17 protein-coding genes and 1 riboswitch are annotated in these 25,161 nt (G+C 32.9%); of the genes, 5 read left to right on the plus strand and 12 right to left on the minus strand.

Annotated elements, in window-relative coordinates:
- Positions 1–58 precede the first annotated feature (58 nt).
- The 10 genes from H0I32_RS10180 to H0I32_RS10225 form a co-directional block, all read right to left on the minus strand.
- Positions 59–739 (minus strand): DUF2064 domain-containing protein, encoded by a 681-nt coding sequence (locus H0I32_RS10180; protein WP_179313437.1) that lies wholly within the window; start codon positions 737–739, stop codon positions 59–61.
- A 71-nt stretch (positions 740–810) separates the two neighbouring features.
- Positions 811–1,866, minus strand: a complete 1,056-nt coding sequence (arsS, locus tag H0I32_RS10185; RefSeq protein ID WP_179313436.1) for an arsenosugar biosynthesis radical SAM (seleno)protein ArsS — start codon at positions 1,864–1,866, stop codon at positions 811–813.
- Positions 1,867–1,922: 56 nt separating this feature from the next.
- A complete protein-coding gene (locus tag H0I32_RS10190; RefSeq protein WP_173586394.1) occupies positions 1,923–2,258 on the minus strand; it encodes an arsenosugar biosynthesis-associated peroxidase-like protein in 336 nt (111 codons plus the stop codon).
- A gap of 88 nt (positions 2,259–2,346) precedes the next feature.
- Entirely contained in the window at positions 2,347–2,820 is a 474-nt protein-coding gene (locus H0I32_RS10195) for a nucleoside deaminase (RefSeq protein ID WP_179313435.1), read from the minus strand.
- 99 nt (positions 2,821–2,919) lie between these two features.
- A complete protein-coding gene (locus H0I32_RS10200; RefSeq protein WP_179313434.1) occupies positions 2,920–5,205 on the minus strand; it encodes a BamA/TamA family outer membrane protein in 2,286 nt (761 codons plus the stop codon).
- A gap of 3 nt (positions 5,206–5,208) precedes the next feature.
- Positions 5,209–10,299 (minus strand): translocation/assembly module TamB, encoded by a 5,091-nt coding sequence (locus H0I32_RS10205; protein WP_179313433.1) that lies wholly within the window; start codon positions 10,297–10,299, stop codon positions 5,209–5,211.
- Positions 10,300–10,514: 215 nt separating this feature from the next.
- Entirely contained in the window at positions 10,515–11,525 is a 1,011-nt protein-coding gene (locus H0I32_RS10210) for an alpha/beta fold hydrolase (protein ID WP_179313432.1), read from the minus strand.
- Between the two features lie 12 nt (positions 11,526–11,537).
- Positions 11,538–11,987, minus strand: a complete 450-nt coding sequence (locus H0I32_RS10215; RefSeq protein WP_173586399.1) for an OsmC family protein — start codon at positions 11,985–11,987, stop codon at positions 11,538–11,540.
- Positions 11,988–12,117: 130 nt separating this feature from the next.
- A complete protein-coding gene (locus H0I32_RS10220; RefSeq protein ID WP_179313431.1) occupies positions 12,118–13,413 on the minus strand; it encodes an O-acetylhomoserine aminocarboxypropyltransferase/cysteine synthase family protein in 1,296 nt (431 codons plus the stop codon).
- Positions 13,414–13,558: 145 nt separating this feature from the next.
- Positions 13,559–13,682: riboswitch (SAM riboswitch) on the minus strand.
- Between the two features lie 99 nt (positions 13,683–13,781).
- The gene (locus H0I32_RS10225; RefSeq protein ID WP_179313618.1) at positions 13,782–15,332 is read right to left on the minus strand and encodes a hypothetical protein; all 1,551 of its coding nucleotides are present in this window, start codon (positions 15,330–15,332) and stop codon (positions 13,782–13,784) included.
- A 149-nt stretch (positions 15,333–15,481) separates the two neighbouring features.
- Between H0I32_RS10225 and H0I32_RS10230 the strand changes: the two genes are divergently transcribed.
- From H0I32_RS10230 to H0I32_RS10250, 5 genes are read left to right on the plus strand one after another with little or no spacing between them, the layout of a single operon-like run.
- Positions 15,482–16,657 carry a 2-isopropylmalate synthase gene (locus H0I32_RS10230; protein ID WP_179313430.1) on the plus strand — a complete coding sequence of 392 codons (1,176 nt, stop codon included), beginning with the start codon at positions 15,482–15,484 and terminating at the stop codon, positions 16,655–16,657.
- Between the two features lie 4 nt (positions 16,658–16,661).
- On the plus strand, positions 16,662–18,044 hold the full coding sequence (gene leuC, locus H0I32_RS10235; RefSeq protein WP_173586402.1) for a 3-isopropylmalate dehydratase large subunit: 1,383 nt from the start codon (positions 16,662–16,664) through the stop codon (positions 18,042–18,044).
- A complete protein-coding gene (gene leuD, locus H0I32_RS10240; protein ID WP_173586403.1) occupies positions 18,044–18,634 on the plus strand; it encodes a 3-isopropylmalate dehydratase small subunit in 591 nt (196 codons plus the stop codon). The genes leuC and leuD overlap by 1 nt, the downstream gene beginning before the upstream one ends.
- A gap of 9 nt (positions 18,635–18,643) precedes the next feature.
- A complete protein-coding gene (gene leuB / locus H0I32_RS10245) occupies positions 18,644–19,762 on the plus strand; it encodes a 3-isopropylmalate dehydrogenase (RefSeq protein WP_179313429.1) in 1,119 nt (372 codons plus the stop codon).
- Between the two features lie 14 nt (positions 19,763–19,776).
- The gene (locus H0I32_RS10250) at positions 19,777–22,356 is read left to right on the plus strand and encodes a phosphoenolpyruvate carboxylase (protein ID WP_179313428.1); all 2,580 of its coding nucleotides are present in this window, start codon (positions 19,777–19,779) and stop codon (positions 22,354–22,356) included.
- A gap of 173 nt (positions 22,357–22,529) precedes the next feature.
- On the opposite strand, the gene H0I32_RS10255 is transcribed toward H0I32_RS10250, so the two are convergent.
- The gene (locus H0I32_RS10255; protein WP_179313427.1) at positions 22,530–23,828 is read right to left on the minus strand and encodes an ammonium transporter; all 1,299 of its coding nucleotides are present in this window, start codon (positions 23,826–23,828) and stop codon (positions 22,530–22,532) included.
- Between the two features lie 27 nt (positions 23,829–23,855).
- Positions 23,856–24,875: an outer membrane beta-barrel protein gene (locus H0I32_RS10260; protein WP_179313426.1), complete on the minus strand. Its 1,020-nt coding sequence runs from the start codon at positions 24,873–24,875 to the stop codon at positions 23,856–23,858.
- Positions 24,876–25,161 lie beyond the last annotated feature (286 nt).

The raw sequence follows: 25,161 nt of genomic DNA on the forward strand, positions 1-25,161 counted from the left end.
AATATTAGATTATTTGAAAGAAAAAATCCTTAGGAATTAATGAAATTAAAACCCAATTTTAAATATGAAGTAAAATAGGTGAGCCTTTATTGTATTGTTTTTTGAAAACTGTTTTACCATGAAAAACAGAGGCTACTATTACAATTGTTTTTACTGTTTTTAGAATTTTTAAAAGCAGTTTTCTAATGTTGAAATCTAAAGACTTAAAACTTTTTAAGATCAGTTCTATATCTGAAGTGTCATCAATATCTGTTAGCGTTTCTAAGTAAGAAATACTTTCGTTTTGTTGTTGTAATTCATGATGTAAACAACGTCTTAATTTTGAAGTTTGCCAAGGTAAATTCTGGATGTCTGTTTTACTAAAATGTGCTTTTTTGAAACCCATTAAATAGAAGCCACCATCGGTTGAAGGTCCTAAAACATAATCTGAATTCTCTAATTTATCTTTGGCTTTTACTATAAGATTAGCGGTAAGGTTGGGAATGTCATTACCAAGTGTTATAACATTTTGAAACCCTTGGTTAAAAACGGTTTCAATAGCATTGGTAAAACGTTCTCCAAATGAATGTCCTTTTTGCGCTTTCTCAGAAATATGAAAATAAGGTAAACCCGCTTTTTTTACTGTTTTTACAGTATCAGAATCAAGCAAATTAAAGAAGTCAGAAGAAGCAACTGATTTTGACGTCAATTGTTTTTCTGCAGAATTTGCAAAGATTAATATGGCGGTTTTGTTATTCATTGGTTATTCCTGCTCAGGCAAGAATGTAATTTTGTTTCTATTGTGATATTTCTACTTTTATCTGAATTTGTTTATGCTACAACACCTTGGCAACTACTTCCTGCTCCAGCAGTACAACCATAGCAATGTTGAGAAATAACGATGTTTCTTCCTTCTAATAATTCTTCGTTAAATTCTGAAATATGCTTAGACTTACTATTTACGGGTAATTCTAACATCTGATTAAAATCACAATCAAATAAATACCCATCCCAACTAATTGATAAAGTGTTGGTACACATTACGTTTTCAACAGCAGTAGGATTATAAGCTTCTACTAAAGAGTACATGTAATCTTCATAGTTTTCGGAAGCGATTAAATAATCTAAAAATCTAGCAATTGGTAAATTTGTAATGGCAAATAAATTGTGAAATTCAATTCCAAAATCGTCCATCAATGCCTTTTTGAAATCTTTTTCCATAGCCGCTTGGTCTCCTGGTAAAAATGCACCTGAAGGATTGTAAACCAAATCTAATCTTAGGTCGCTATCTGGCATTCCGTAGCCAACAGCATTTAATTCTTGTAACGCTTTTATAGATTTATCAAAAACACCATCACCACGTTGTTTATCTGTTTTTCCACGTGTCCAGTGTGGCATGGAACTCACGACATGTACATTGTGTTTTTTAAAGAATTCTGGTAAATCGTAGTATTTTTTGTTAGCTCTAATAATGGTTAGGTTAGAACGTACAATGAAATCTGTAATACCAACTTTAGCAGCTTCTTCTACAAACCATCTAAAATCCGGATTCATTTCTGGTGCTCCACCAGTTAAATCTAGTGTGTGTGCACCAGAGTTTTTGATCACTTCAAGACATTGTCTCATGGTGTCTCTGGTCATTATCTCTTTTCGGTCCGGACCAGCATCAACATGGCAATGGTCGCAAACTTGGTTGCACATGTAGCCCACATTGATTTGTAAAATTTCTAGTTTTTTTGCTTTTATAGGAAATTGACTCGTTTCTGAAATCTTATCTTTAAAGGTTGGTAATTCACCATTTTTAAAAATGCCATTAGAGAGGATTTCTAATTGCTTATTGCTTTGCGCTAAATCGTTTCCGAGTTTTTTTAGGGACTTTGTTGCCATTAATTGTTGCTCTTAGTTGTAATTCTTACGAAAAAAAAGAGGTTAAGGTTTTATGCTTAACCGTCTAATTTATTCACTTTATTCATCATTTGTACACCATGTACTAAAGTTGCGCCACTTTTTATTGCTGCACCAACATGTATGGCTTCCATCATCTGTTCTTTGGTAACACCACGTTGTAATGTGTCTTTTGTGTAAGCATCAATGCAATATGGACATTGTTCTGTGTGTGCTACAGCTAAGGCAATTAATGATTTTTCGCGCGCTGTTAGTGCGCCTTCTTCAAATACCTTACCGTAATAATCGAAGAATTTAGTTCCTAGTTCTTCATTCCATTCTGTGATTTTTCCGAATTTGCGTAAATCCGCAGCATCGTAATATGGTTTTGACATAATATTTTTTGATTTAGAACAATCAATATACTGTATTATGTCGAAGTTAAATTGTAAAAATTACAGAAATTTATGAAGAGAACTCATTTTAGTATTCTGTTTTGTCTATTTTTTTAGTCCATTCCTGAAATGGTTCTAAGGCTATTTCGCGAGCTAATTGCTGAAAAGGAATACTTCTTTTTTCGTAAGGAAGCGGGATTTCTTTATATATAAATTCATCATCAAAACCAATATTTGCAGCATCTACTTGGTTACTTCCGTAGTAAACTTTATCTGGTCTGGCCCAATAAATAGCACCTAAACACATTGGGCAAGGTTCGCAAGAGGTATAAATTTCGCAACCTTCTAATTGAAAAGAATCTAAGTTTTTGCAAGCATCTCTAATAGCTGTAACTTCGGCATGTGCTGTTGGGTCATTTGTAGAGGTCACTTTATTATTTCCGCGTCCTACAATTTTTTCATCCTTAACAACAACGCAGCCAAAAGGTCCGCCTTCATTGTTATTCATTCCTTTTAAAGCTGCATTTACAGCTTCTTTCATAAATTGTTCTTTATCTGTCATATCTCATTGTATCTGTTTATTGAAACTAATGCTTCAAAAAAATATAGATGTCAAAGATACTAGGTATTTATAAATGAAAGAATTTGATGAATAGAAGGGTTAAAATGAATAACCAATTGCAAAATTTAAAACAGGCTCATCAACTTTAAAGTCCCATCGTTTTCCTTCTTCTACAGAAGGATCATGAAATGGTGCTGCTAAATCAAAACGTATTACAAAACCTTGTACGTCTATTCTAAGACCAATTCCGGTTCCCATTCCTAATTCATTTATAAAGTTAGAAGTAAATTTATCTTCACCATCAAAAGTAGGATTCTCTTTAGAGTTCCATACGTTTCCGGCATCTGCAAAAATGGCTCCTTTAAAGAAAGAAAATAAAGGAAAGCGGTATTCGGCGTTAGCTTCTAATCTAATGTTTCCGGTTTGGTCAAAATAACTGCTGCTGCTGTCATCGTCTGATTCTCCGTTATAAGTTCCTGGTCCTAATGAACGAATGCTAAAAGCTCTTACACTGTAAGGTCCGCCTGAGAAATATTGTTTTACGTAAGGGATAACTTCAGAGTTTCCATAGGGCAAGCCATAACCTGCAAAAAACCGTGTAGCGATGGTTTGTTCCCTATTTTTTCCGAAGTTAAGATGAAATCTAAAATCTACATCAGCCTTTGCGTACTGCGCATATTGTAAACCTAAAAAAGTATCTGATTCTCCAGATTCTCCAGACTGGCCTAAAAGGCTAATGGAATTCCCCGCAACATCTAAAGTGGTATTTAAATAAAATTGATGAGGGTCGTTGCTGTCTATCATTTCATTATAGGTAAATGAAAATGTCATTCCCGAAATAAATTGCTGATCAAAACTAAGTTGCAGAAATGGGTTGTCGTCTAATATTTCTTCAAACTCCGTTGAGGTTTTGGCGAGTTGTGTATAGTTTACAGATATTGGATTAAACTCATATGTAATATATTTATTAGCATTCCATGAGTAACCAAAAAGGCCATTTCCTGATATTAAGGTGTATAACTCACTACGACTTAAGTAACTTAAACCAAGGCTTGTTTTAGTTTTAGGTACAGAATATTCAAAGAAATCTTCGTTAAATTGAATAGGGAATATGACACGTGGAAATATAAGTTCTGCTTTAAGCCCTAATTCAATACTATTTAAGCCTGCATTGTCTCCGCTTCCAAATTGCGTTTCATAACCTAGATTAGTGCTAAGATTAAGCGTTTCTCCTCCTTTAAATAAATTTCTATTGCTATAAGTTAACGCTAAGTTTGGACCTGTAAAATTGTTAGATTTGGTAACCGCTTGCAGTTCTGCACGTACAGCTCTTTTTGTTAATGGCGATAGGTATATGTTGGCTTCTAGCGCTGCTAAGCTATCGGTTAAAGAACTGTCGATTTCTTTATATTGAATGTTTACAAATTTATAAGCACCAATACTTGAAAGTCGTCTAGAGGTGTTTTTAGAAGTATTAGGATTGTATAATTCTCCTTCTTTAATGGTGATAAATTTATCGAGTCGTTTAGGGTCGAAAAATAAAGAATCTTGAAAATAATTTTTATCATTTACGCGTTCTACAGGAATTTGAGTTGAATCCGTGATTTTGTAATTAGGATAAATATTGACACTCTTTATATAATATGGAACGGTTGATTTTTTTGGAACTTCAGACTTTAGCTTAAGAAATAAATCAAACTTTTTATTATCATATTGATTGGTATCAGCTTCAAAAACGAAAAATTCTGGATTAAGGTTATAATATCCTTTCTGTTTTAATGCTGCATCTATACGTTGTCTTTCTAATTTCATATTAGATAAATCGAAACGTGAAGATTTTTTAAACGGGGATTTGTCAGCAACTTTTTTTACATCTTTATAGATGGTTGAAGGCATAGAGTCTACCTGAAAATTCTCCATGGTGTAAGGTGTTGTAACTTTTAAGTTATAAGTTACGGAAGCTTCTGTTTTCTTTTCTTCAAATGAAGAACTTGCGCTACTATAAAAAAAGCCTTTGTTCTCTAGGCGGTTTTCTAAAATGTCTTCAACTTCAAAAGTTGAAACATTAGATTGATAAACGGGTTTTTCTCCTATTTGTTTATAAAGCCAGCGGTTAATAAAACCAGGCTTTTCTTTTTGCATTTTGTAATGAAAAAATAACCCAGGATGCATTCCTAAGAATTTGGAATTAGGCTCTGGACGTAAAACACTGTTTAATTCCGTTTTTAATTCTGCTAAATTATCTACATTACTGTCTGATTCAATTTCTATTTTAGCACCTGTGTACAAACGGTCTCCTTCCGGAATGTGTTTTGTTATACTACAAGAATAGACAAAGATTCCAAAGAAGAAAAATGCGATTATATGTTTTAATTTATGATTCAAAGTCTAATTCTTTTTTGTTTCAACAGCTTCATCATTTACTTCTTCATTTGCTTTCTGTTCTTCCTCTTTAGCTTTTTGTTCTGCTTCTAGTTTAGCGTCATTTTTTTGTTTTTCTTTAAAAATAGAATCCCAAAGTTCACTAAACTGATTAAATTCTTCTGTGAAAATTAACCCAATTCCACTAACAATAGTTTGTCCGTCAATAACGTTTTCAAATTCGCTTTTTCTAAAGCCTTTTAATCGATATCTACCATCTTCAGATAGAGTGTATTCTAAACTTACGTTACCAATAATTGGTGTTTCTTCTCCTGAAGCACTACTGCCTTGTAGATCAACTTCACTACCAACTCTTACGGTTAAACGATCGTTAAAAAGTTTCTTTTGAGCAGCGATATCTAATTGAGTTCTGTCTGCTGGTGAGTCTCCTTGGTAATCGGTATAACTGTCTAGTCCAAAATCTAATTCTACACCTGTGTTGCCCATTATTTTATCAGAAAATGCATTTAATTGTTCAGAGACGGCATCATTTAAGTTATCTCTAGCAATAGTTGCAAATCCGCCATCACTACCATCACTACCTGATTCTGGGTAAAAACGATTTAAGACTAATAAAGAAAACACTTGCTTGTTTAATTCGCTTTCTTGCTCATTGACTTGTTGTACTCTGGTGTAAACTTGACCTCCAATAGCCCCTTGATCTTCTTCGGGCATATCTAAACCAAATGAGATTTGAGGTTGTAATAATTCGCCTTCAATATTAAGGTAAACATTAAAAGGTAATACTTGTCTATACTTGCTTTGTACGGAAGGATCTGCACCCGAAATTTGAGAAGCCATAAGTGAGGACGCTGAGGTTTCTAAATTGTAAATAGCTCTAACATCTAGTTGGGCATCTAATGGATCTCCAGACCAAGTAACACGACTGCCTGGTGCGATTAAGAATTTTCTATTGACTAAATTATAAAGGTTAAGTTCATAATGACCATCAGTAATTTCGTAAGCACCAGAAAGTGTTATTCGACCATTAGGAACCATGGTGAAAATAAAATCGCCTTCACCTGCAGCTTTAAAATTGTCGCCTGTTTCTTCATCGAGAATTACGGTAACCGAAGCTTTTTTGCCAACCTTAATTTGTGTTGAAATATCAAAGCCTTTAACAGTAGCCGTTTGTTTTTCTGTTTGGGTTAAAATAGCATCGGGATTTTCACGATTAACGAAGGTTACCACACCGTCTCGCTCTTCAATATTTGCTACAGAAGCAGGCATTACATATTTAAGGTCTGTGTCTGAGCCTAAAGTAAGTTTAGCATTTAGTTTAGGAATTTGTAAATCTCCAGTAAGTTTAGCATTAGCATCAAAAGTTACTTTGCCGTAAAAAGCTTCATTATCTTCTTTTGTGGCGTTTAATACTTGAAAATTAGTGGCTTTAACATCTAAATTAAACGTTGGGTTAATAAAACTTTCCGTTCCAACAGATCCAGAAATGACTAAATTATTATTGTTTTCATCTCGTATGGTGAAGTTTTTCATGGAAAGTCCATCATTATTCACATTTAGAGTTTCGTTAGCCATCGTAAACTTTGTATTCAGTTTAGTGGCGTTAAAGCCTGCGTTGTTAAACGTTATAAAGCCACGATATTGCGGATTAGATGTTGTGCCTGTAACTTTAAAAGCACCAGAAAAACTTCCTTCAGTATCTTTAACTTCTCCTAATGATAGCGTATTAAGTGCTTTCATTTGAAATGAATTAATATTTAAGTTAAGATCTAAATTAGCGTCATTATTAGACACGGTATAATCGCCTTTAAGGTCAAAATCAATATCACCATCTTTAAGTCCGGCGTTAAAAGCATAACTGTTATTGTCTAATGAATTTCCTTTTAAACTAAAGGTTCCTAAGTCGGTTTTTAGCATTTCGAATTTAGAAATACTTAAATCAGCAATAATCCCTGCGTTTGTAAACGGATCTTCGAGTATAAAATCTCCATTAAGTTGCCCATTAGCAATTTCAGTTTCAGGATTTAGGTAATTAAAAAACTCATCGATATCAAAATTTTCAAAGATTACGGCTATGTGCTCTTTTGTGATTTCTGAGAGTTTATCTGTTAAAGCTATAGATTGATTGTTTTTAGAAATCTTAAATTCATTAAAAGCGAGTTTATTATCACTTAAAATAGCTTCATTGTTTGATGGTATTGTCCATTGTTGACTATTAAGTAAAAGGCTATCTGGTTGTACGGTAAAAGTTAGTTTTTCTCGGTTACCAGTAATGTTAGTATTAACATTCATAATTTTCTTATCGTCATGATAACCAGAGAAATTTAATGCTAATTCATTATTAGTTTGCTGGCCTGTAATTATTGTTTTAGGCATATTTATAGGACCTGCAGTAATGTTATCAAAGCCAAAATTAAAATTGAAGTCCGTTTTGTCAGTATTCATAGCAAAGGTCAAATTATCTAAAGTGTTTCCACTATAATTAATATGAGGTGCATCTATTTTCGCTTTTAAAATTCTTGCTTTTTCATTGAAATTCATAGAAATAGCAATGGTGTCTAAATCTTGTACGTTGACCAAAAAGACATCGTTAAGTAATGGGGATTGAGAAATTTTGCCTTTAAGATCTAACTTTACAAAATCGGTAATAGTATCTGATACTTGTTCGTCTCTATAAAAATAGCTTAATATATGGCGTTGTAGCGATTTGCTAAAAGTTTGTGGATTGGCATTAGATTTTAGATTGAAATCTAGCATTTTATTAGATATAGCAACCGAAGTGGTGTCTTTATTTACGTAGGCTAAAGCGTTTAACTCCCCTAAAAGATATGTTTTATTATCATAAACAATGACTCCGTTTTCTATGGTTGCAGAAGCATCGTAAAATTCACTATTGCCTTTAAAGTTAGCATCGAGCGATAGTGCTGTTTTAACATTTCGGCTCATTAAGCCTAAAGATTGTAAGTTGGCGCCAATTACATCTAATTTTATTTTTGCTTCTGGTGCTACAGAATCTAAAATCATAAACACATCTAGCGTTGCATTTAAGTTGTCATCTTTATATTTTGAACTTAAATTTCCTTCACCATTTACAATCTTCCCATTAAGATTAAGATCTGTAATAGCATAATTATTTAGCTCAAATTTTGAAACTGTCGCCTCTAAAGTTGCGTTTAGGTTATTTAGGTTTGTTCCGCTTCCTTTAGAATCGATGTTAAGGCTTAGTGCCCCAAATTGTGGATCGTTTAATAGTTCGTTAACCTTATAATCTTCAATCGTTACTTTGGCTTCAAAAGCAATAGTATCTGCATTTTTAAAGTTACCATCAACGGTTGCGATTCCTTGCGTGGTATTTAATTTTGCTTTAGTAGAAATTGCTTCAGGATTACCATTTGCTTGCCCAATAAGTTTAATGTCTTTAGGTAAACTAATGCCTAAATCTGCTTCATTAACAAATTTTACGATATCTGTACGAGTTGTTTGCGCAGAAAAATTAGGAATGTTAAATTGAAGTGTTTCTGGGTTTGTAATATTTTGAAGTGTTCCGTTGGCAGAAATTTTGGTGGAATTTCCCCAATTAAGCTTCATGGTTGTTAAATTGATGGAAGCTAAACTTCCGGAAGCTTTCAAGATTCCTTTAAGTTGATTTTTACTTAAAGTATTGATGTATTCGTTATTTTTTAAGTCAGGTTGAAATTTTATAATTTCAGATAAAGATAAGTTGATTGAAGGCAGGTCTAAATTAACCGTTGTGCTTTCTGGGTTTTCTAATAATGAAGAAAGTGAATTATAATTTAAATCTGCATAACCTGAAACCGAATTATTATTTAACCTAAAATCTAAATCTTCTAAATTTAAGTTTTGGTCTGAAATTTTAAGGTTGAAACCAAGTTGATTTAAATTCAATCCTGAAAATTCATTAAAATGTAGTGTTTTTAATTGAAGCCCTGCATTTCTATCTTTTAATGTAATGTCTTTAGCTTGTAAGGTAAGGTTGTTTAATGAAATAGCATTTGCATTAAAAACATCTTTTTGAGCTATTGCATCACCTACTTTATATTCAATTTGGTTGTTTTCAAAATCTATCGATGCAATGTCAATTTTAATTTGTGGCCATTCAAAAGTGGTCGGTTCTGTTTCTGCTTTTATGTCTTCTGTTAAATCTGGTAAGCCATTAATTTTGGCTGCTGTATTTAAACTAATTCTAGAATTTTTAAGTGTAATTTCTTTAAGATTAAAATTGCTATCTGCTAAATTTATAACAGGATCTTCTGTTGAGAATTCTGAAATATTAACATCAGCAATCAGGCGATCGGGTTGCGATTCGTAATAAGCCACAACATTATTTAAAACAATTTTATCGAAAGATAGCTTTGGCAAAGGGCTGTCAGTTGTTGTGGTATCTATCGCTACAGGTTTCTGAATAAATTTAATGTTAGAGTTATTCAGTTCAATATCTGAAGCTTCAAAAATCATGGCTTCTAGATTTGTCGTTTCCATGTCAGCATTCAGCTCACCAATTTTAAACCTAGAGTCAATTCCGGCAACGGCATCATCAAATACAATATCTAAATTCTTAAATTTTAAATTGCTAAGCACTAAGTTGAGTGGGGTAGAAATGGTATCTGTTACAACTGTTGTTGTATCGGTTGTAGCAAAAGCATCTATTAAAAACTGAAAATTATAACCTTCAATACTATCTTTTCTAATCACATTAGCCCGTAAACCTTCCCAATCTAAAGCATCTACACCAATAGCTTCGCCTCTTATCATTTTAAAAAGTGGAACATTAGCTTCTAGTGATTTTGAATATACTAAAGTATCTCCTTTGGTATCTTCGAGATAAAGACCATCGAGTTGAACGTCTCCATCAAAAGTGATAAATAATTTTTCTATTTCAACTTTAGTATTTGTTTTACTTGAAACATAATTCACCGCTTTTGTAACGATAATATTCTGTCCCCAAGGGCTTCTAATAAAAAGGATAACTAAAAATAAAAACACAAGAATTCCTAACAGAATACGTAGCGTTCTGCGAAGCCAACGAAATTTTCGTTTTGTTGGGGTTTGGGGTGGTGTATTTTCGGTATTATTCAACAGTCAAATATATACGGTCAAAAGTATTATAATTGTCGTTATTGCTAATAATATTAACGCTCTAGAGTTAAAAATTAACTAATTTTATTAAGGTTCTGTTATTAATATCGATGAAAAGATAAGAGATGTCGTTTAGTTATAAAGTTCTGTAGATTCTTTGAAGCAAAAAAGCCAAACTTATAAGTTTGGCTCTTTTTAATATTATATGCTAGTTTTTATGCAACTTGCTGCTCAAGTTTTTTTTTAACAGAAGTTACTTCTGCTTTAAAAATAGGTTTCAAAAAGCGTGCTAATTGATCAAATTCAATTAAAAAAGCATCGTGTCCGTGTATCGATTTTATTTCATGAATGTTAACATTTTCTTTCTTGCCTTTTAGTTCAACAAAGGTGTTCCAGTTTTCATCAGCTTTAAAAAATAAATCAGAATTGATAGTGATGATATGAATGTCACTTTCAATTTTAGATGCGACATCTAAAAAATCATTTCGATCTCTAGTGATATCAATTGTTCTTAAAACCTGATTCATTAATTTGTATGCAGCGACCTGAAAGCGATTGTTTAAAGCATTACCGTGATAACTAAGCCAGGATTCAATGTTAAAAAAGGATTCGTCTTTTTTAGTGCGATCAAATTTTTGTGTTAAAGACTCAGGTGTTCGGTATAACGTCATGGCATGCATTCTGGCATCTACCAATGGTTGAGAAGAGTTATTTAATAGCGCATCTTGAATATGGCAATTAGCAATAACCCAGTCTGTAGATTTCCAGTCGGTTGCAATAGGAATTAAATGTTTAATTAAACGCGGTTTTAATGCGGCTAATTCCCATGCAATTCCACCTCCAACAGAACCTCCAATGACAGCAAATAAATGTTGAATTTTTAATTCTTCTATTGCTAAGGCAAAGAGTTTTGCAATATCTCTTGCTGTGAAATCTTTATAATTTTCTATGATGTTTTCAGCTTTATTATCGTAGCCATTACCAAGAATATTAAAAGATAAAATTGTGTATTCATTAGTGTCGATACATTTATTTTCTCCGATAATATCATTCCACCAACCATTTTCTCCGATAACATTAGAGTTTCCAGTTAGCGCATGATTCACTAAAATAATAGGTGCTGTATGTAGGGGTTTACCAAAAGTTTGGTAAGACAAGTTTAGTGAAGTTGTCTTACCACTTTCGGTTGCATAGTTAGCAATTGTAATATGTTTTAGATTTATCATCGCTAGTTTTTTTTAAACCGCAAATTCTTTTACTACGGATATTTTTAAAGGTGTTTTATTTTGAAGATTGTCTTTTACAGGGCATCGTTCTTCAACTAATTGAAGCCATTTAGATAAGGTTTCAATACTTGCGTCCGTTTCAGGAATAAGATTTAAACTTATAGATTTAAATCCAGCACGTTCTTTGTTGGAGTTACCTAAAAACCGATTTGGATTTAATTCGCCAGAGACTTCTATTTTTAAATTTTTTATAGTGAAACCTAACTCTTTGGCTACTATATGCCCAATAACATTAGCACAGCCCGCAAAACCAGCTAAAATATATTCTACCGGATTTGCATCCGTATCTGTACCTCCTAAATCAGAAGGTTCGTCTACGACTAAAGTAAATTGTCTTGTTTTTCCTATAAATTTTGTAGGTGAAGCACTAGCTCCTGCTACAGAAAATTTTATATCGCTCATTTTGTTTTTTAATTTTGAAAATATTTTAATTTAAAATTTTAGAGTCATCAAAATATCACATAAAGCACAGCTGCAAAAAATTAATTTTGCTATGTTTTTTACTGTGCTTAATGTGATAGTGACTTTTTGATTAATGCTGAAACGCTTTTTGTTTTATAACAGCAAAAGCTTCTTTTAAATCATTTTTTAAATCTTCTATATTTTCAATTCCTACAGATAAACGAATTAAGTCTTTGGTAACTCCAGAGGTTAATTGCGCTTCATCGCTTAGTTGCTGATGTGTTGTGCTTGCAGGATGAATGATAAGAGATTTTGTGTCTCCAATATTTGCTAATAATGAGAACAATTTTGTAGTGTCAGAGATTGTTTTGGCAGCTTCGTAACCTCCGTCAACGCCAAAAGTAACAACGCCACTCTGACCTTTTGGTAAGTATTTGTCTGCTAATTTTTTGTGTTTACTAGTTTTTAAACCAGGGTAGTTTACCCAATTGACTTCGGGTTGTTCTTGTAGCCATTTTGCTAATTCTAAAGCATTTTCACTATGCTTTTTAATACGTAATTCTAAAGTTTCTAAACCTTGAATGATTTGAAAAGCATTAAATGGACTTAAAGCACCACCGTAATCACGTAAGCCTTCAACTCTAATTTTTGCGATAAAAGCAGCTGCTCCAATAGCTTCGCTATAAACTAATCCATGGTAACCAGCAGATGGTTCTGTGAATTCTGGGAATTTTCCATTAGTCCAATCAAAATTACCACTATCAATTATAATACCTCCTAATGAAGTTCCATTTCCGGTGATGTATTTTGTTAAAGAGTGAATAACAATGTCTGCCCCGTACTCAATTGGTCTAAGTAAGTAAGGTGTTGCTACAGTATTATCTACGATTAATGGAACTTTAAAAGCTTTTGCTTCTTTAGAAATAGCTTCTAAATCTAAAACATCTAATTTTGGGTTTCCTAAGGATTCTACAAAAAAGGCTCTTGTGTTTTCTTGAGTTGCTTTTTTGAATGCTTCAGGGTCAGAAGGATCTACAAAAGTAGTTGTAATACCATGTCTAGGTAGTGTAACGCTTAATAAATTATAGGTTCCTCCATATAAACTACTCGATGCTACGATGTGATCACCAGCTCTTAGTAATGTTAGTAATGTTGTAGAAATAGCTGAGGTTCCAGAAGCTGTTGCTACTGCACCAATTCCGCCTTCTAAAGCTGCTAAACGCTGCTCTAAAATGTCGTTAGTTGGGTTGTTTAAACGGGTGTAAATGTAGCCAGGAACCGAAAGATTAAATCTCCCTGCTGCTTCATCTGAATCTTTAAAGACGTAAGATGATGTTTGGTAAATAGGAACAGCTCTTGTTCCTGATGTTTGACTAACGTCGTGTCCTGCGTGCAACGCTTTGGTTGCGAATTTTTGTGTACTCATTTTTCTAAGTTTTTGAGTTAATAAAAGATTAAACCAAAAGCCAAAATAAGCTTCATATATTTTCGATTTTAAATCGAAGTGTGAAGCATACTTAATAGAAAAATATTATAAAGAAAATGCTAATTACAGATGGGTAATTAGTCTTGAGTTATCTATCCAATTTTCCGATTAATGAATCGGATTATTAAGTAGAATTTAGCACCTTCTTAGTGAATCTAAGGGTTGCTAAGGCTTCATAGGGTCATTCCCTCCACCTTTCTTGATAACATTTCAGTAAGTGTTTGAACTTTGTGAGTACAAATATTGCAATACAAAAAGCACAAATCCAAATGATTTGGCGATTTTATGAGTTTTTTATGAAAATCATATTAAATTAAGTTATTCTTTGCTAAATATTTAATATGAATAATTTCAGAGACAGGTTTGTTTTCAATTTTACTTTCAAGCCATGAAATAATATCAAGATATAAAAAGGCACGACGCTCGTAGGGATGATCTTCAAAAGTTTTTAATGTTTTGTGTAATTCTTTAAATGCATTTTTAAGGTCATGAGGGTAAATATCTTGTAAACCTCTAATGAATTTTATCATTTCTTTTTGTACCTCATGAAGGTCGTTCATTTTAATTAAAAACTTGTAAGTGCTTCTTAGTAGGGTTTCTAGGTGGTAATCTAAGCCTGCTTCGTAATGAGCAACAAGATTTAAAACTCTGGAAAAACAGAGTAGGTCTTCTCGCATGGAAAGCGACTTGTTAGAAATGATTTTATCAAGATATTTTATGCATTCTTTATTGTTGCCTGCTCCAAATTGTAAGCTAGCAAACTTGTAATAAAAAATCATTTTATGGTGTGGGTCAATCTTTTCACCAAAAGGGATTAGTTCTTTTTCTATTGTCGGAATAATATCGAGTCCTTCTGCAAAACTACCGTCAATAAAATGTTGATTAATTTTGTGAAAGTTAGTGTAAAGGAAGACTAAAGAAGCAACATTTTCGTCTTTTGGAAAGCTTAATTTTTGAACTGTGGCTTCAAAGTCATTAAATTTTTCTACAAATTTTGTTTTGTTACCAATAAAAACCAAAGCCTCTAAAAGGTAGTTGTTTCCTTTTAAAAAGAATACCGGATTAAGATTAATCATGCTTGGGTTTTGATAAAATAAATCCACCCATTTTAAAGCATACTTAAAACAGTTTAAAAAATCTTGAAGTAAAAAGCTTTGCCATAAATTAGCTTTATATAGCCATAATTTTTCTCGAAACCCTAAGTCTTCAATTTTAACTTTGGGTAATTGCTTATTGAAATAATTGATGACCATTTTGGCTTCATCTTCATTTTTTACATAACCTGTTTTTAGAATATTGCTGTAGAGTTGAAGTGATAGGTTGGAGAGCTTACTGGTTATAACGTTAAGTGTACTTAATTCTTTAGCTTGCACAGCTAGTTCATCTGCGCGTGTGCTAATACTTCGTGTAATGTATTGTGATTCAATAACTTTTTCGAGTTCAACAATCTCGAAAGCCGAGTTTTTTTCTTCATTGACTATGGCTAGCTCTTTAGCTTTATCTAAAATTTTTAAACTTTGTTTATATAAACCTTTATGGTATAAAATTGAAGCAAAATCTAATTGTTCTCTAATTTGTAATCTTATGTTTTGATGTGAAGGATTCAGTTTTAAGCTGATTAAAATTTGCTTATATAAATGCGATTTTACATTTGCAAGCTGTTGTTTTTTAATAATATTACTTTTTAAAATTGAAGTTTCATTATAGGCTTTAGCCTTGTCTAAAAAATTAAAAAGATTCAAAAATTTAGAGTCAGAATTCACACCAAGCCGACCAACATACAGTTTAAACTGACGTTTTTCAGATTTAGTTAAAGACTTAACTAGTGAGAATAAATTATCTTTTTGGTCTTTAGTTATCAATTGAGAATAGATTTATCTGTCTGTTAATCAGTTAATTGAAATATATTTTAACGACTGGGCATCGTAAAGTTAAACTAAGATCGGTATTTTAAAGCAAAATCAAAATATATATTCGTAAGACAATACTATAAAATATATTTTGATAAATGTCTAATAACCGTATTCAAATATTCGATACTACACTGCGAGATGGAGAACAAGTGCCAGGTTGCAAGCTTAACTCAGAACAAAAAGTAATCATTGCAAAGCAATTAGATCTTTTGGGAGTTGATGTGATTGAAGCTGGATTTCCAGTGTCTAGTCCAGGAGACTTTAAGTCTGTAGAAGCAATTTCAAAAATTGTAAAAAATGCAACAGTTTGTGGTTTAACACGTGCTGTTGAAAATGATATAAAAGTTGCTGCTGAGTCTTTAAAATATGCTAAATTACCGAGAATACATACAGGTATAGGTACGTCAGACTCTCATATTATTCATAAATTTAAATCAAACAAAGAAGCTATTATTGAGCGTGCTTTTCAAGCTGTAAAATATGCGAAGTCTTTTGTTGAAGATGTAGAGTTTTATGCTGAAGATGCAGGAAGAACTGATAATGAATATTTAGCAAGAGTATGTGAAGCTGCAATTAAAGCAGGTGCTACTGTGTTAAATATTCCAGATACAACTGGGTATTGTTTACCAAGTGAGTATGGAGCAAAAATAAAATACCTTAAAGAAAATGTAAAAGGTATTGAGAAGGCTATATTGTCTTGTCACTGTCATAACGATTTGGGTTTAGCTACAGCAAATTCTATTGAGGGTGTGATTAATGGAGCACGACAGATAGAATGTACTATCAATGGTATTGGTGAGCGTGCTGGTAATACAGCATTGGAGGAAGTTGTTATGGTATTGAAGCAACACCCTTATCTTAATTTAGATACTAATATTAATACGTCAATGTTGTATGGAATGAGTCAACTTGTTAGTGATAATATGGGGATTTATACGCAGCCAAATAAAGCGATTGTAGGTGCTAATGCTTTTGCTCACAGTTCTGGTATTCATCAAGATGGTGTGATAAAAAACAGAGAAACTTACGAAATTATTAACCCAGCAGATGTTGGTGTTACTGAGTCTGCAATTGTTTTAACAGCAAGAAGTGGAAGAGCAGCTTTGGCATACAGAGCTAAAAATGTAGGTTACGAATTAACAAAACTTCAGTTAGATGATGTATATTCTAATTTTTTAAGTTTTGCAGATCGTAAAAAAGAAATCAACGATAATGATATTCATCAAATTATAGAAACAAGTAGTGTCTATAAACAAATAATTTCAGCTTAAATACATGGGGAAAACACTATTCGATAAAGTTTGGGACGCGCATGTGGTAGATGCGATAGATAATGGACCACAGATACTTTATATAGATAAACATTTAATACACGAGGTAACAAGTCCGCAGGCTTTCAATGAATTGGAAGAACGCGGAATTCCTGTATATAGGCCCAATCAAATTGTGGCTACGGCAGATCATAATACGCCAACATTAAATCAAGATCAACCAATAAAAGATGAACTCTCTAGAAAACAATTAGAGCAGTTGTCTAAAAATTGTAAAAAAAACAATATCACATTATACCAATTAGGTCATAAATACAATGGTATTGTGCATGTAATGGCTCCTGAGTTGGGAGTGACTCAACCAGGCTTAACGATGGTTTGCGGTGATAGTCATACCTCAACACATGGTGCGTTCGGAGCTATTGCTTTTGGTATAGGAACAAGTCAGGTTGCGCAGGTTTTTGCGAGTCAATGTTTGTTGCTTACTAAGCCTAAAAGTTTAAGGGTGTCGGTTAATGGAAAATTGAAAGCAGGAGTTCTACCAAAAGATGTTATTCTTTATATTATTTCAAAATTAGGAACCAATTCTGGTACAGGTTATTTCTGTGAATATGCAGGAAATGTTTTTGAAGATATGAGTATGGAAGGTCGTATGACGGTTTGTAATATGAGTATTGAAATGGGAGCAAGAGGAGGCATGATTGCTCCAGACGAAACGACTTTTAGTTATGTGAAAGGAAGAGAATTTGCGCCTAAAGGTGAAGATTTTGATAAAAAAGTAGCCTATTGGAAAACCCTTCCTACGGATGAAGATGCTGTTTTTGATCAAGAATATAGTTTTGCTGCAGAGGATATTGAGCCAATGATTACTTATGGTACAAATCCAGGTATGGGAATTAAGATTTCAGAAACGATTCCTGTAAATGATAATCCTTCGTTTAAAAAGTCATTAGCTTATATGAATTTTGAAGCTGGTGAAAGTTTAATAAATAAACCTATTAATTTTGTTTTTATAGGAAGTTGTACCAATTCTAGAATTGAAGATTTTAGGGTTGCTGCTAAATATATTAAAGGAAAGAAAAAGGCAGATAATGTAACGGCTTGGTTGGTTCCTGGAAGTAAGCAGGTAGAACATCAGATTATTGAAGAAGGTTTGAAAACTATTTTTGATGATGCTGGTTTTGAATTGCGTCAACCGGGGTGTTCGGCATGTTTAGCCATGAATGATGATAAAATTCCACAAGGAGAATATTGTGTGTCTACTTCAAATAGAAATTTTGAGGGTAGGCAAGGACAAGGTTCAAGAACAATTTTAGCAAGTCCATTAGTTGCAGCGGCAACAGCAGTAGAAGGAAAAATTATAGATATAACAAAGCATTTAAATTAATGGAAAAATTTACAACCTTAAAATCAAAAGCCATTCCTTTAAATATTGAGAATGTCGATACCGATCAAATTATACCTGCGCGTTTTTTAAAAGCAACAGACAGAAAAGGGTTTGGTGATAATTTATTTAGAGACTGGAGATATCATAAAGACGGTTCCGTTAATATAGATTTTATACTTAACGATGCTCAATATTCAGGTAAAATTTTAGTCGCAGGAGATAATTTTGGCTGCGGATCTAGTAGAGAGCATGCGGCTTGGGCAATTACAGATTTTGGATTTAAAGTGGTTGTCTCTAGTTTTTTTGCAGATATTTTTAAAGGGAATGCCTTAAATAATGGATTATTACCGGTTCAGGTTTCTAAAGCGTTTTTAAGTGACTTACTTCAGATTATTGCGTCTAATTCAGAGACAGAGTTACTTGTTGATTTAGAAAATCAGACCATTTCTGTAAAAGATTCTGATTTATCAGAAAAATTTGAAATAGATGCCTATAAAAAGACATGTATGATCAATGGTTACGATGATATTGATTACCTTGTGAATAATAAAAAATTAATTGAAGCTTTTGAAGCTCAGAAAATATATTAGTCCATACAAATGAAATTAAATATAGCAGTTTTACCAGGGGATGGTATTGGTCCAGAAGTAACTAATCAGGCTATTAAGGCGTTAAAAGTAATTGCTTCAGAATTTAATCATAATTTTAAGTTTACAACGGCAGATGTTGGTGCTATTGCTATCGATAAGTACAATGATGCTTTGCCAGATGAAACGTTAGAATTATGTAAAAATAGTGATGCTATTTTGTTTGGGGCTATTGGTGATCCTAAATATGATAACGATCCTACTGCTAAAGTTCGCCCAGAGCAAGGCTTGCTTAAACTGCGTAAAGAATTAGGTTTATTTGCAAATATTAGACCTGTAAAAGCATATGAAACATTATTAGATAAATCTCCTTTAAAGAAACATATCATTGAAGGGACAGATATATCAATTTATAGAGAATTAACTGGAGGTATTTATTTTGGTGAAAAACAGCTGTCTGAAGATGGAAATTATGCTTCGGATTTATGTGGTTATTCTCGTGAAGAAATTGAGCGTATTGCGCATTTAGCTTTTGTTGCAGCAGAAAATAGAAGTCATAAAGTTACCTTGGTAGATAAAGCAAATGTTTTAGAATCTTCTAGACTTTGGAGAAAAGTAGTAAAAGAAGTTGCGGAGCAGTATCCAGATGTTGAACTCGATTTCTTATTTGTAGATAATGCTGCTATGCAAATGATTTTAAATCCTAAGCAATTCGATGTTATTTTAACTGAAAATATGTTTGGTGATATTATTAGTGATGAAGCTAGTGTAATTGGTGGTTCTATTGGTTTATTAGCATCGGCTTCGGTTGGTGATAAATATGCGATGTTCGAGCCTATTCATGGGTCATATCCTCAAGGTGCAAACAAAGGAATTGCAAATCCTATCGCTTCAATTTTATCGGCGGCTATGTTGTTGAGTCATTTTGAATTACATAATGAAGCCGAATTAATTAGGTTAGCTGTAGAAAAATCATTAAAATTAAACATAACAACTCCGGATATAAATTCGGTAGTAAATACGGTGACAACGTCTAATGTTGGTGATTTTATTGAAGATTTTCTTTATCATCCTAAAGATTCAAATATCAATTTTAAGAATATCCACTTAGGACAATCCACTATAATTTAATTTTAAAAAATATAATGTCCACACAACCAAAATTAACACGTTTTAATCAAAACGTATTGTCTAAATATCAGATATACAATAGTATATTTATGACATTGCCTTTTGATTCGGTTACGAAAACAGGGGCGCTTTTGCCTTTGTTTCATGAAACTTGCCATAACGGTTTTGAGAATCATGAGGATCCAACAACTATCGTGGATTCTTTTTTCGATAAATATCAAGCGAGGCGTTCTTCAGAAAGTCAAATCAACTTATTATTTCGATTTATTCAATATATAGAGCGACAAGTCGTTTTGTTTGATGCAATTGAAGATGCTGCATTTCCTGTGGTTAACAATATGGATGGTATTGGTACTTTAAGGAGTTTAAAAGAAACAGCTACAGCAGATAATAAATTAGAAACTTTAAAAAAATATTTAGAAGAGTTTAAAGTTCGAATCGTATTAACTGCTCACCCAACACAGTTTTACCCAGGTTCAGTTTTAGGTATTATTACAGATTTAACGGCGGCAATTCGTGAAAATGATTTGCTTAAAATTAATGATCTTTTAGCGCAATTAGGGAAAACACCTTTCTTTAAGCATGAAAAACCAACGCCTTACGACGAGGCAATAAGTTTAATATGGTATCTTCAAAATGTATTTTATGAATCATTTGGGGGTATTTACGATTATATTCAACAGAATATTTTTGATGGAGAGCATATCGATAATAATATTATCAATGTTGGTTTTTGGCCAGGTGGAGATAGAGATGGAAACCCTTTTGTAACGTCAGAAATAACTTTAAAAGTAGCGGGTAGATTAAGAAATTCAATTGTAAAAAGTTACTATGGAAACTTAAGACAATTGAAAAGGAAATTAACATTTCAGGGGGTTGAAGAAAGAATAGCATATTTAGAGCAAGAATTATATAATTTAGTTACAGATAAAGAGTCAGATTTAACTTTAGAATTTTTTGTTTCAGAATTAAAAGCTATTAAGCAGATTGTTATAGATAAACATCAGTCATTATATGTTGATGAGTTAAATAGCTTTATCAACAAAACGCATTTATTCGGGTTTCATTTTGCTAGTTTAGATATTAGACAAGATAGTCGTAAGCATGAGCAGTTTTTTAATAATATGGTTAATGCTTTAATAGAAAGTGGTAGTGCTATTTTCCCTAAAGATTATCAAGATTTATCAGAAGAAGAGCAGGTTAAGATTTTATCTAAAATTGAAGGTTCAATAGATTTATCTTTAATAAAAGATGAAGAAACTTTAATGGCTTTACAAACGATGAAGGCGATTAAAACTATTCAGGAAACGAATGGTGAGCAGGCTGCAAATAGATACATTATTAGTAATAATCAAAGTACTTTACATGTCATGCAATTGTTTGCGATGTTAAAGTTAGTTGCATTTCAAGATAAGTTAACCGTAGATGTTGGTCCTTTGTTTGAAACGATTACAGATTTAGAGAATGCACCTCAAATAATGACGGAATTATATACTAATCCAGAATATGCTGAGCATTTAAAATCAAGAGGTAATAAGCAAACTATTATGCTTGGTTTTAGTGATGGAACAAAAGATGGTGGTTACTTAATGGCGAATTGGGCAATCTTTGAAGCTAAAGAAAACTTAACTAGAGTTTCTAGAGAGTATGGTGTAAAAGTAATTTTCTTTGATGGGCGTGGGGGACCACCTGCTCGTGGAGGAGGAAAAACACATGATTTTTATGCGTCTTTAGGGTCTACAATAGAAGATAATGAAGTTCAGTTAACGATACAAGGGCAAACTATTAGTTCTAATTTTGGGACTTTAGATTCTTCTCAATATAATTTAGAACAATTAATAAGTTCTGGTATTGGTAATAGTCTAAGTGATGTCGATTTAACAATGCGTTCTGAAGATAGAGTTGTAATGACTAATTTGGCAGAGCGTAGTTATGAAGCTTATTCGGCTTTTAAAGCGCATCCAAAATTTATTCCTTATTTAGAGAATATGAGTACGCTTAAGTACTATGCGAAAACAAATATTGGTAGTCGTCCGTCTAAACGAGGGAAATCTGATGCATTGGTTTTTGAAGATTTAAGAGCGATACCTTTTGTTGGTTCTTGGAGTCAGTTAAAACAAAATGTACCAGGGTTTTTTGGAGTTGGGACAGCTTTAAAGCATTATGAAGATGTTGGTGAATTTGATAAAGTTAAAGAGTTATTTAAAACTTCAAACTTCTTTAAAACTTTAATTGAAAACAGTATGATGTCTTTGTCTAAGTCGTTTTTCGATTTAACACGTTATATGGCAGAAGATGAAGAGTACGGTGAATTCTGGAGTCTTATAAATGAAGAGTATGAAACTTCTAAACGTTTAATCTTGAAACTTACAGGTTATAAAGATTTAATGCAAGAAGAGCCTTCAGGAAAAGCATCAATTGCGGTTAGAGAATCAATTGTATTACCTTTAATAACAATACAGCAATATGCTTTAAAGCAAATACAAGAGCTTGAGAAAGCAGAAGTAAGAGATGAGGAATTGATTAAAACCTTTGAAAAAATGGTAACACGATCATTGTTTGGTAATATTAATGCAAGTCGTAATTCAGCTTAAAAATTAATAATTTAGAGTAAATAAAAAAACCTTAGAAGTGATAAAAGCTTCTAAGGTTTTTTTATGCATTAGTTTTAAAATAAACGGAAATAGAAAACCCTCGAAATAAAAATACTTCGAGGGTTTTCACTTTAACAACTAAATTAATTATCAATTTAAACTAATAAATGATTTTATCTTTCTCTCTTCCCTGGGTATGCAATTTCTCCATGCTCAGAAAGGTCAAGACCAACAAGTTCTTCTTCTTCACTTACACGTAGGCCCATTGTAGATTTTAATATTTTAAGAATAATAAATGATAGTGTAACAGACCAAGCTGCGTATGCTAAAACTCCAATTGCCTGAGTTCCTAGTTGAGAGAATCCACCACCATTAAGTAGTCCAATAGCTTCGTCTCCGTTAACGCCCCAAAGTCCAATAACTAATGTTCCCCAAGCTCCGGCAACACCGTGAACTGAAGCAGCACCAATAGCATCATCAATTTTAAGTTTTTTCTCAATAATTTCTATAGAGAAAACAACGATAACACCACCAATTAATCCTGCCATTACGGCTCCTATTGGGGTCATGTTTCCACAGCCAGCAGTAATACTAACTAAGCCGGCTAAAACACCATTTAAAGTTTGTGGTAAATTTGGTTTACCGTACCATATCCATGTTGTGATTAATGCGCCTAAACCACCAGCGCCCGCTGCTAAGTTTGTAACTAATACAACATTTGAAGCTGCGATTGAATCGGTACCACCCCAAGCAAGTTGAGAACCACCGTTAAATCCAAACCAACCCATCCAAAGTACAAATACTCCTAAGGTTGCAAGAATTTGGTTATGTCCAGGTATTGGCATTACTTTTCCATCTACGTATTTTCCAATTCTTGGTCCAACCATAAAAGCGGCAACTAATGCAGCCCATCCACCAACAGAGTGTACAATTGAAGATCCTGCAAAGTCAATAAATCCAAGTTCGGTTAACCAACCAGAACCTTGCCATTGCCATCCACCTGCTATAGGGTAGATTAAAGCAGTCATTACAATTGAAAATATAGCATAAGTAGAATATTTTGTACGTCCAGCAATTGCTCCAGATACAATAGTTGCAGCTGTTGCAGCAAACATTGTTTGGAAAAGTAAATCAGCTCCTTCTCCTTGCATTATGCCGCTCCAAAAAAACCATCCGTTAGAAGTGTCACCATACATTAAAGAGTAACCAACAAACCAGTAGGTTAATGATCCAACGCAAATGTCAAGTAAGTTTTTCATTGCAATATTGGCTGCGTTCTTCGATCTCGTCATACCAGTTTCAACGAGTGTAAATCCGGCTTGCATAAAAAATACTAAGATTGCTGAAATTAGCATCCAAAGCATTCCCATGTCTCCGTTTATGGCGCTAACTGCAGCTTCTATGTCTGCAGATGTAGCGGCATCTTGCGCTGCAATTAAACTAGGAATAAATGTTAAAAAAATGTTTGTCATAATGTATATGTTAGTTAGTGTATTTATTTAAAAAGTATAGATTGCTGCAAGTGTAAAAGCTTCTAAACTACTTGAGTTTTCTCCATCTGCATCAAAATAAACTGCATCGTTATTGCTCCAAGAATCTAGTCTTATTTCTGGTTTAATAATTAAGTTGCTATCTACTATGTAACTACCTGTAACAGTTAATCCTATTACGCTAGGTAAATCATCAAGCTCATCATCATGCAATGAAAAATATTCGCCTCTTAATCCAAGTGCGAAATCATCAGAAAGCGAGTATTGTGGGTAAAGTGCGGCTCCGTAAAAACCACTTCCATCATTGTCATTATAAGCAGCGTTGATACCTAAGAATAAACTATCGTTAAGATCGAATCCACCAGTATAATCAACTTCAAAACCTAACCCGCCGTTATTACCACTATCGTAGTATAAATTTAAATATTGACCAGAATATCCTAATTGAGCTCCGAATGAATATTCACCTGTGGTCGAAGTGTCATTAGTATCCCAAGGATTCATAACAGCTAACATTAAGCTGAAATCATCAGATAGAGCAAAATCAGCTTTTAAACCTACATGAGAGAAAGGTCCGCTAGAAAATAAATAAGATGTGCTGTAATTAAAGTTTGCAGCTGGTGCAATTACTTCGTATCCTAAAAACGTGTTAAAACGTCCCATTGTTAACGTGGTGCTTTCTGAAACATTCCAGTAAACGTATGCTTGATTTACAATACCGTCAACAATGTCATTGCTAAATGTGGCGCTACCACCTCTTGGTCCTGTTACTAAATCAAGGACAGCACCTACTTTTCCACTTTCGTAGCTGGCAATAATGTTACCCATTCCTAGAGCAAATCCAGTTTGATCTGCAAAAGCAGTTCCAAAAGATTGTCCGGAATCATCTGAAGCTGTTAAATAAGTTTGGTAATAAGCATCTACACTACCGCTAATGGTAAATGACTTTTCAGTTGTGGTTTCTTCAGTGTCCTGAGCGCTTAAAACTATAGTTGATAATAGTAAAGTTAAAGAGAGTAATTTTTTCATAATTAAGTGTTTATAAATAGTTAGTGTCTCTCAAATCTATGCAATATTTAATTACACCCTAAAAAAAATAGGGGTTAAATGATGATTTTTGCGAATATATAATTTTATACCCTATAAATTTTAGGGTTAATTTTTTTTTTTTGCTGTTTTTATTGATATATCAATAATTTGCAATCTGTAATTTTTTGTTAAAATTCACGATTTAGTGTGTTATTTTTACTTTTCACTCGCTTAAACAGTGGATTTAATAATTTTTTTTGAAAAATATTAAATATTGCATATTAGC

This window comes from Winogradskyella sp. HaHa_3_26 (assembly GCF_019278425.1).
Lineage (GTDB): Bacteria > Bacteroidota > Bacteroidia > Flavobacteriales > Flavobacteriaceae > Winogradskyella > Winogradskyella undariae.

What these genes read in the sequence shown, in the direction of transcription:
- leuC (WP_173586402.1), top strand. Translation starts at nt 16,662, where the DNA reads ATGGGGAAAACACTATTCGATAAAGTTTGGGACGCGCATGTGGTAGAT.
- H0I32_RS10250 (WP_179313428.1), top strand. Translation starts at nt 19,777, where the DNA reads ATGTCCACACAACCAAAATTAACACGTTTTAATCAAAACGTATTGTCT.
- leuB (WP_179313429.1), top strand. Translation starts at nt 18,644, where the DNA reads ATGAAATTAAATATAGCAGTTTTACCAGGGGATGGTATTGGTCCAGAA.
- H0I32_RS10210 (WP_179313432.1), bottom strand. Translation starts at nt 11,525, where the DNA reads ATGATAAATCTAAAACATATTACAATTGCTAACTATGCAACCGAAAGT.
- H0I32_RS10255 (WP_179313427.1), bottom strand. Translation starts at nt 23,828, where the DNA reads ATGACAAACATTTTTTTAACATTTATTCCTAGTTTAATTGCAGCGCAA.
- H0I32_RS10195 (WP_179313435.1), bottom strand. Translation starts at nt 2,820, where the DNA reads ATGACAGATAAAGAACAATTTATGAAAGAAGCTGTAAATGCAGCTTTA.
- H0I32_RS10190 (WP_173586394.1), bottom strand. Translation starts at nt 2,258, where the DNA reads ATGTCAAAACCATATTACGATGCTGCGGATTTACGCAAATTCGGAAAA.
- H0I32_RS10260 (WP_179313426.1), bottom strand. Translation starts at nt 24,875, where the DNA reads ATGAAAAAATTACTCTCTTTAACTTTACTATTATCAACTATAGTTTTA.
- H0I32_RS10230 (WP_179313430.1), top strand. Translation starts at nt 15,482, where the DNA reads ATGTCTAATAACCGTATTCAAATATTCGATACTACACTGCGAGATGGA.
- arsS (WP_179313436.1), bottom strand. Translation starts at nt 1,866, where the DNA reads ATGGCAACAAAGTCCCTAAAAAAACTCGGAAACGATTTAGCGCAAAGC.
- H0I32_RS10180 (WP_179313437.1), bottom strand. Translation starts at nt 739, where the DNA reads ATGAATAACAAAACCGCCATATTAATCTTTGCAAATTCTGCAGAAAAA.
- H0I32_RS10220 (WP_179313431.1), bottom strand. Translation starts at nt 13,413, where the DNA reads ATGAGTACACAAAAATTCGCAACCAAAGCGTTGCACGCAGGACACGAC.
- H0I32_RS10215 (WP_173586399.1), bottom strand. Translation starts at nt 11,987, where the DNA reads ATGAGCGATATAAAATTTTCTGTAGCAGGAGCTAGTGCTTCACCTACA.
- leuD (WP_173586403.1), top strand. Translation starts at nt 18,044, where the DNA reads ATGGAAAAATTTACAACCTTAAAATCAAAAGCCATTCCTTTAAATATT.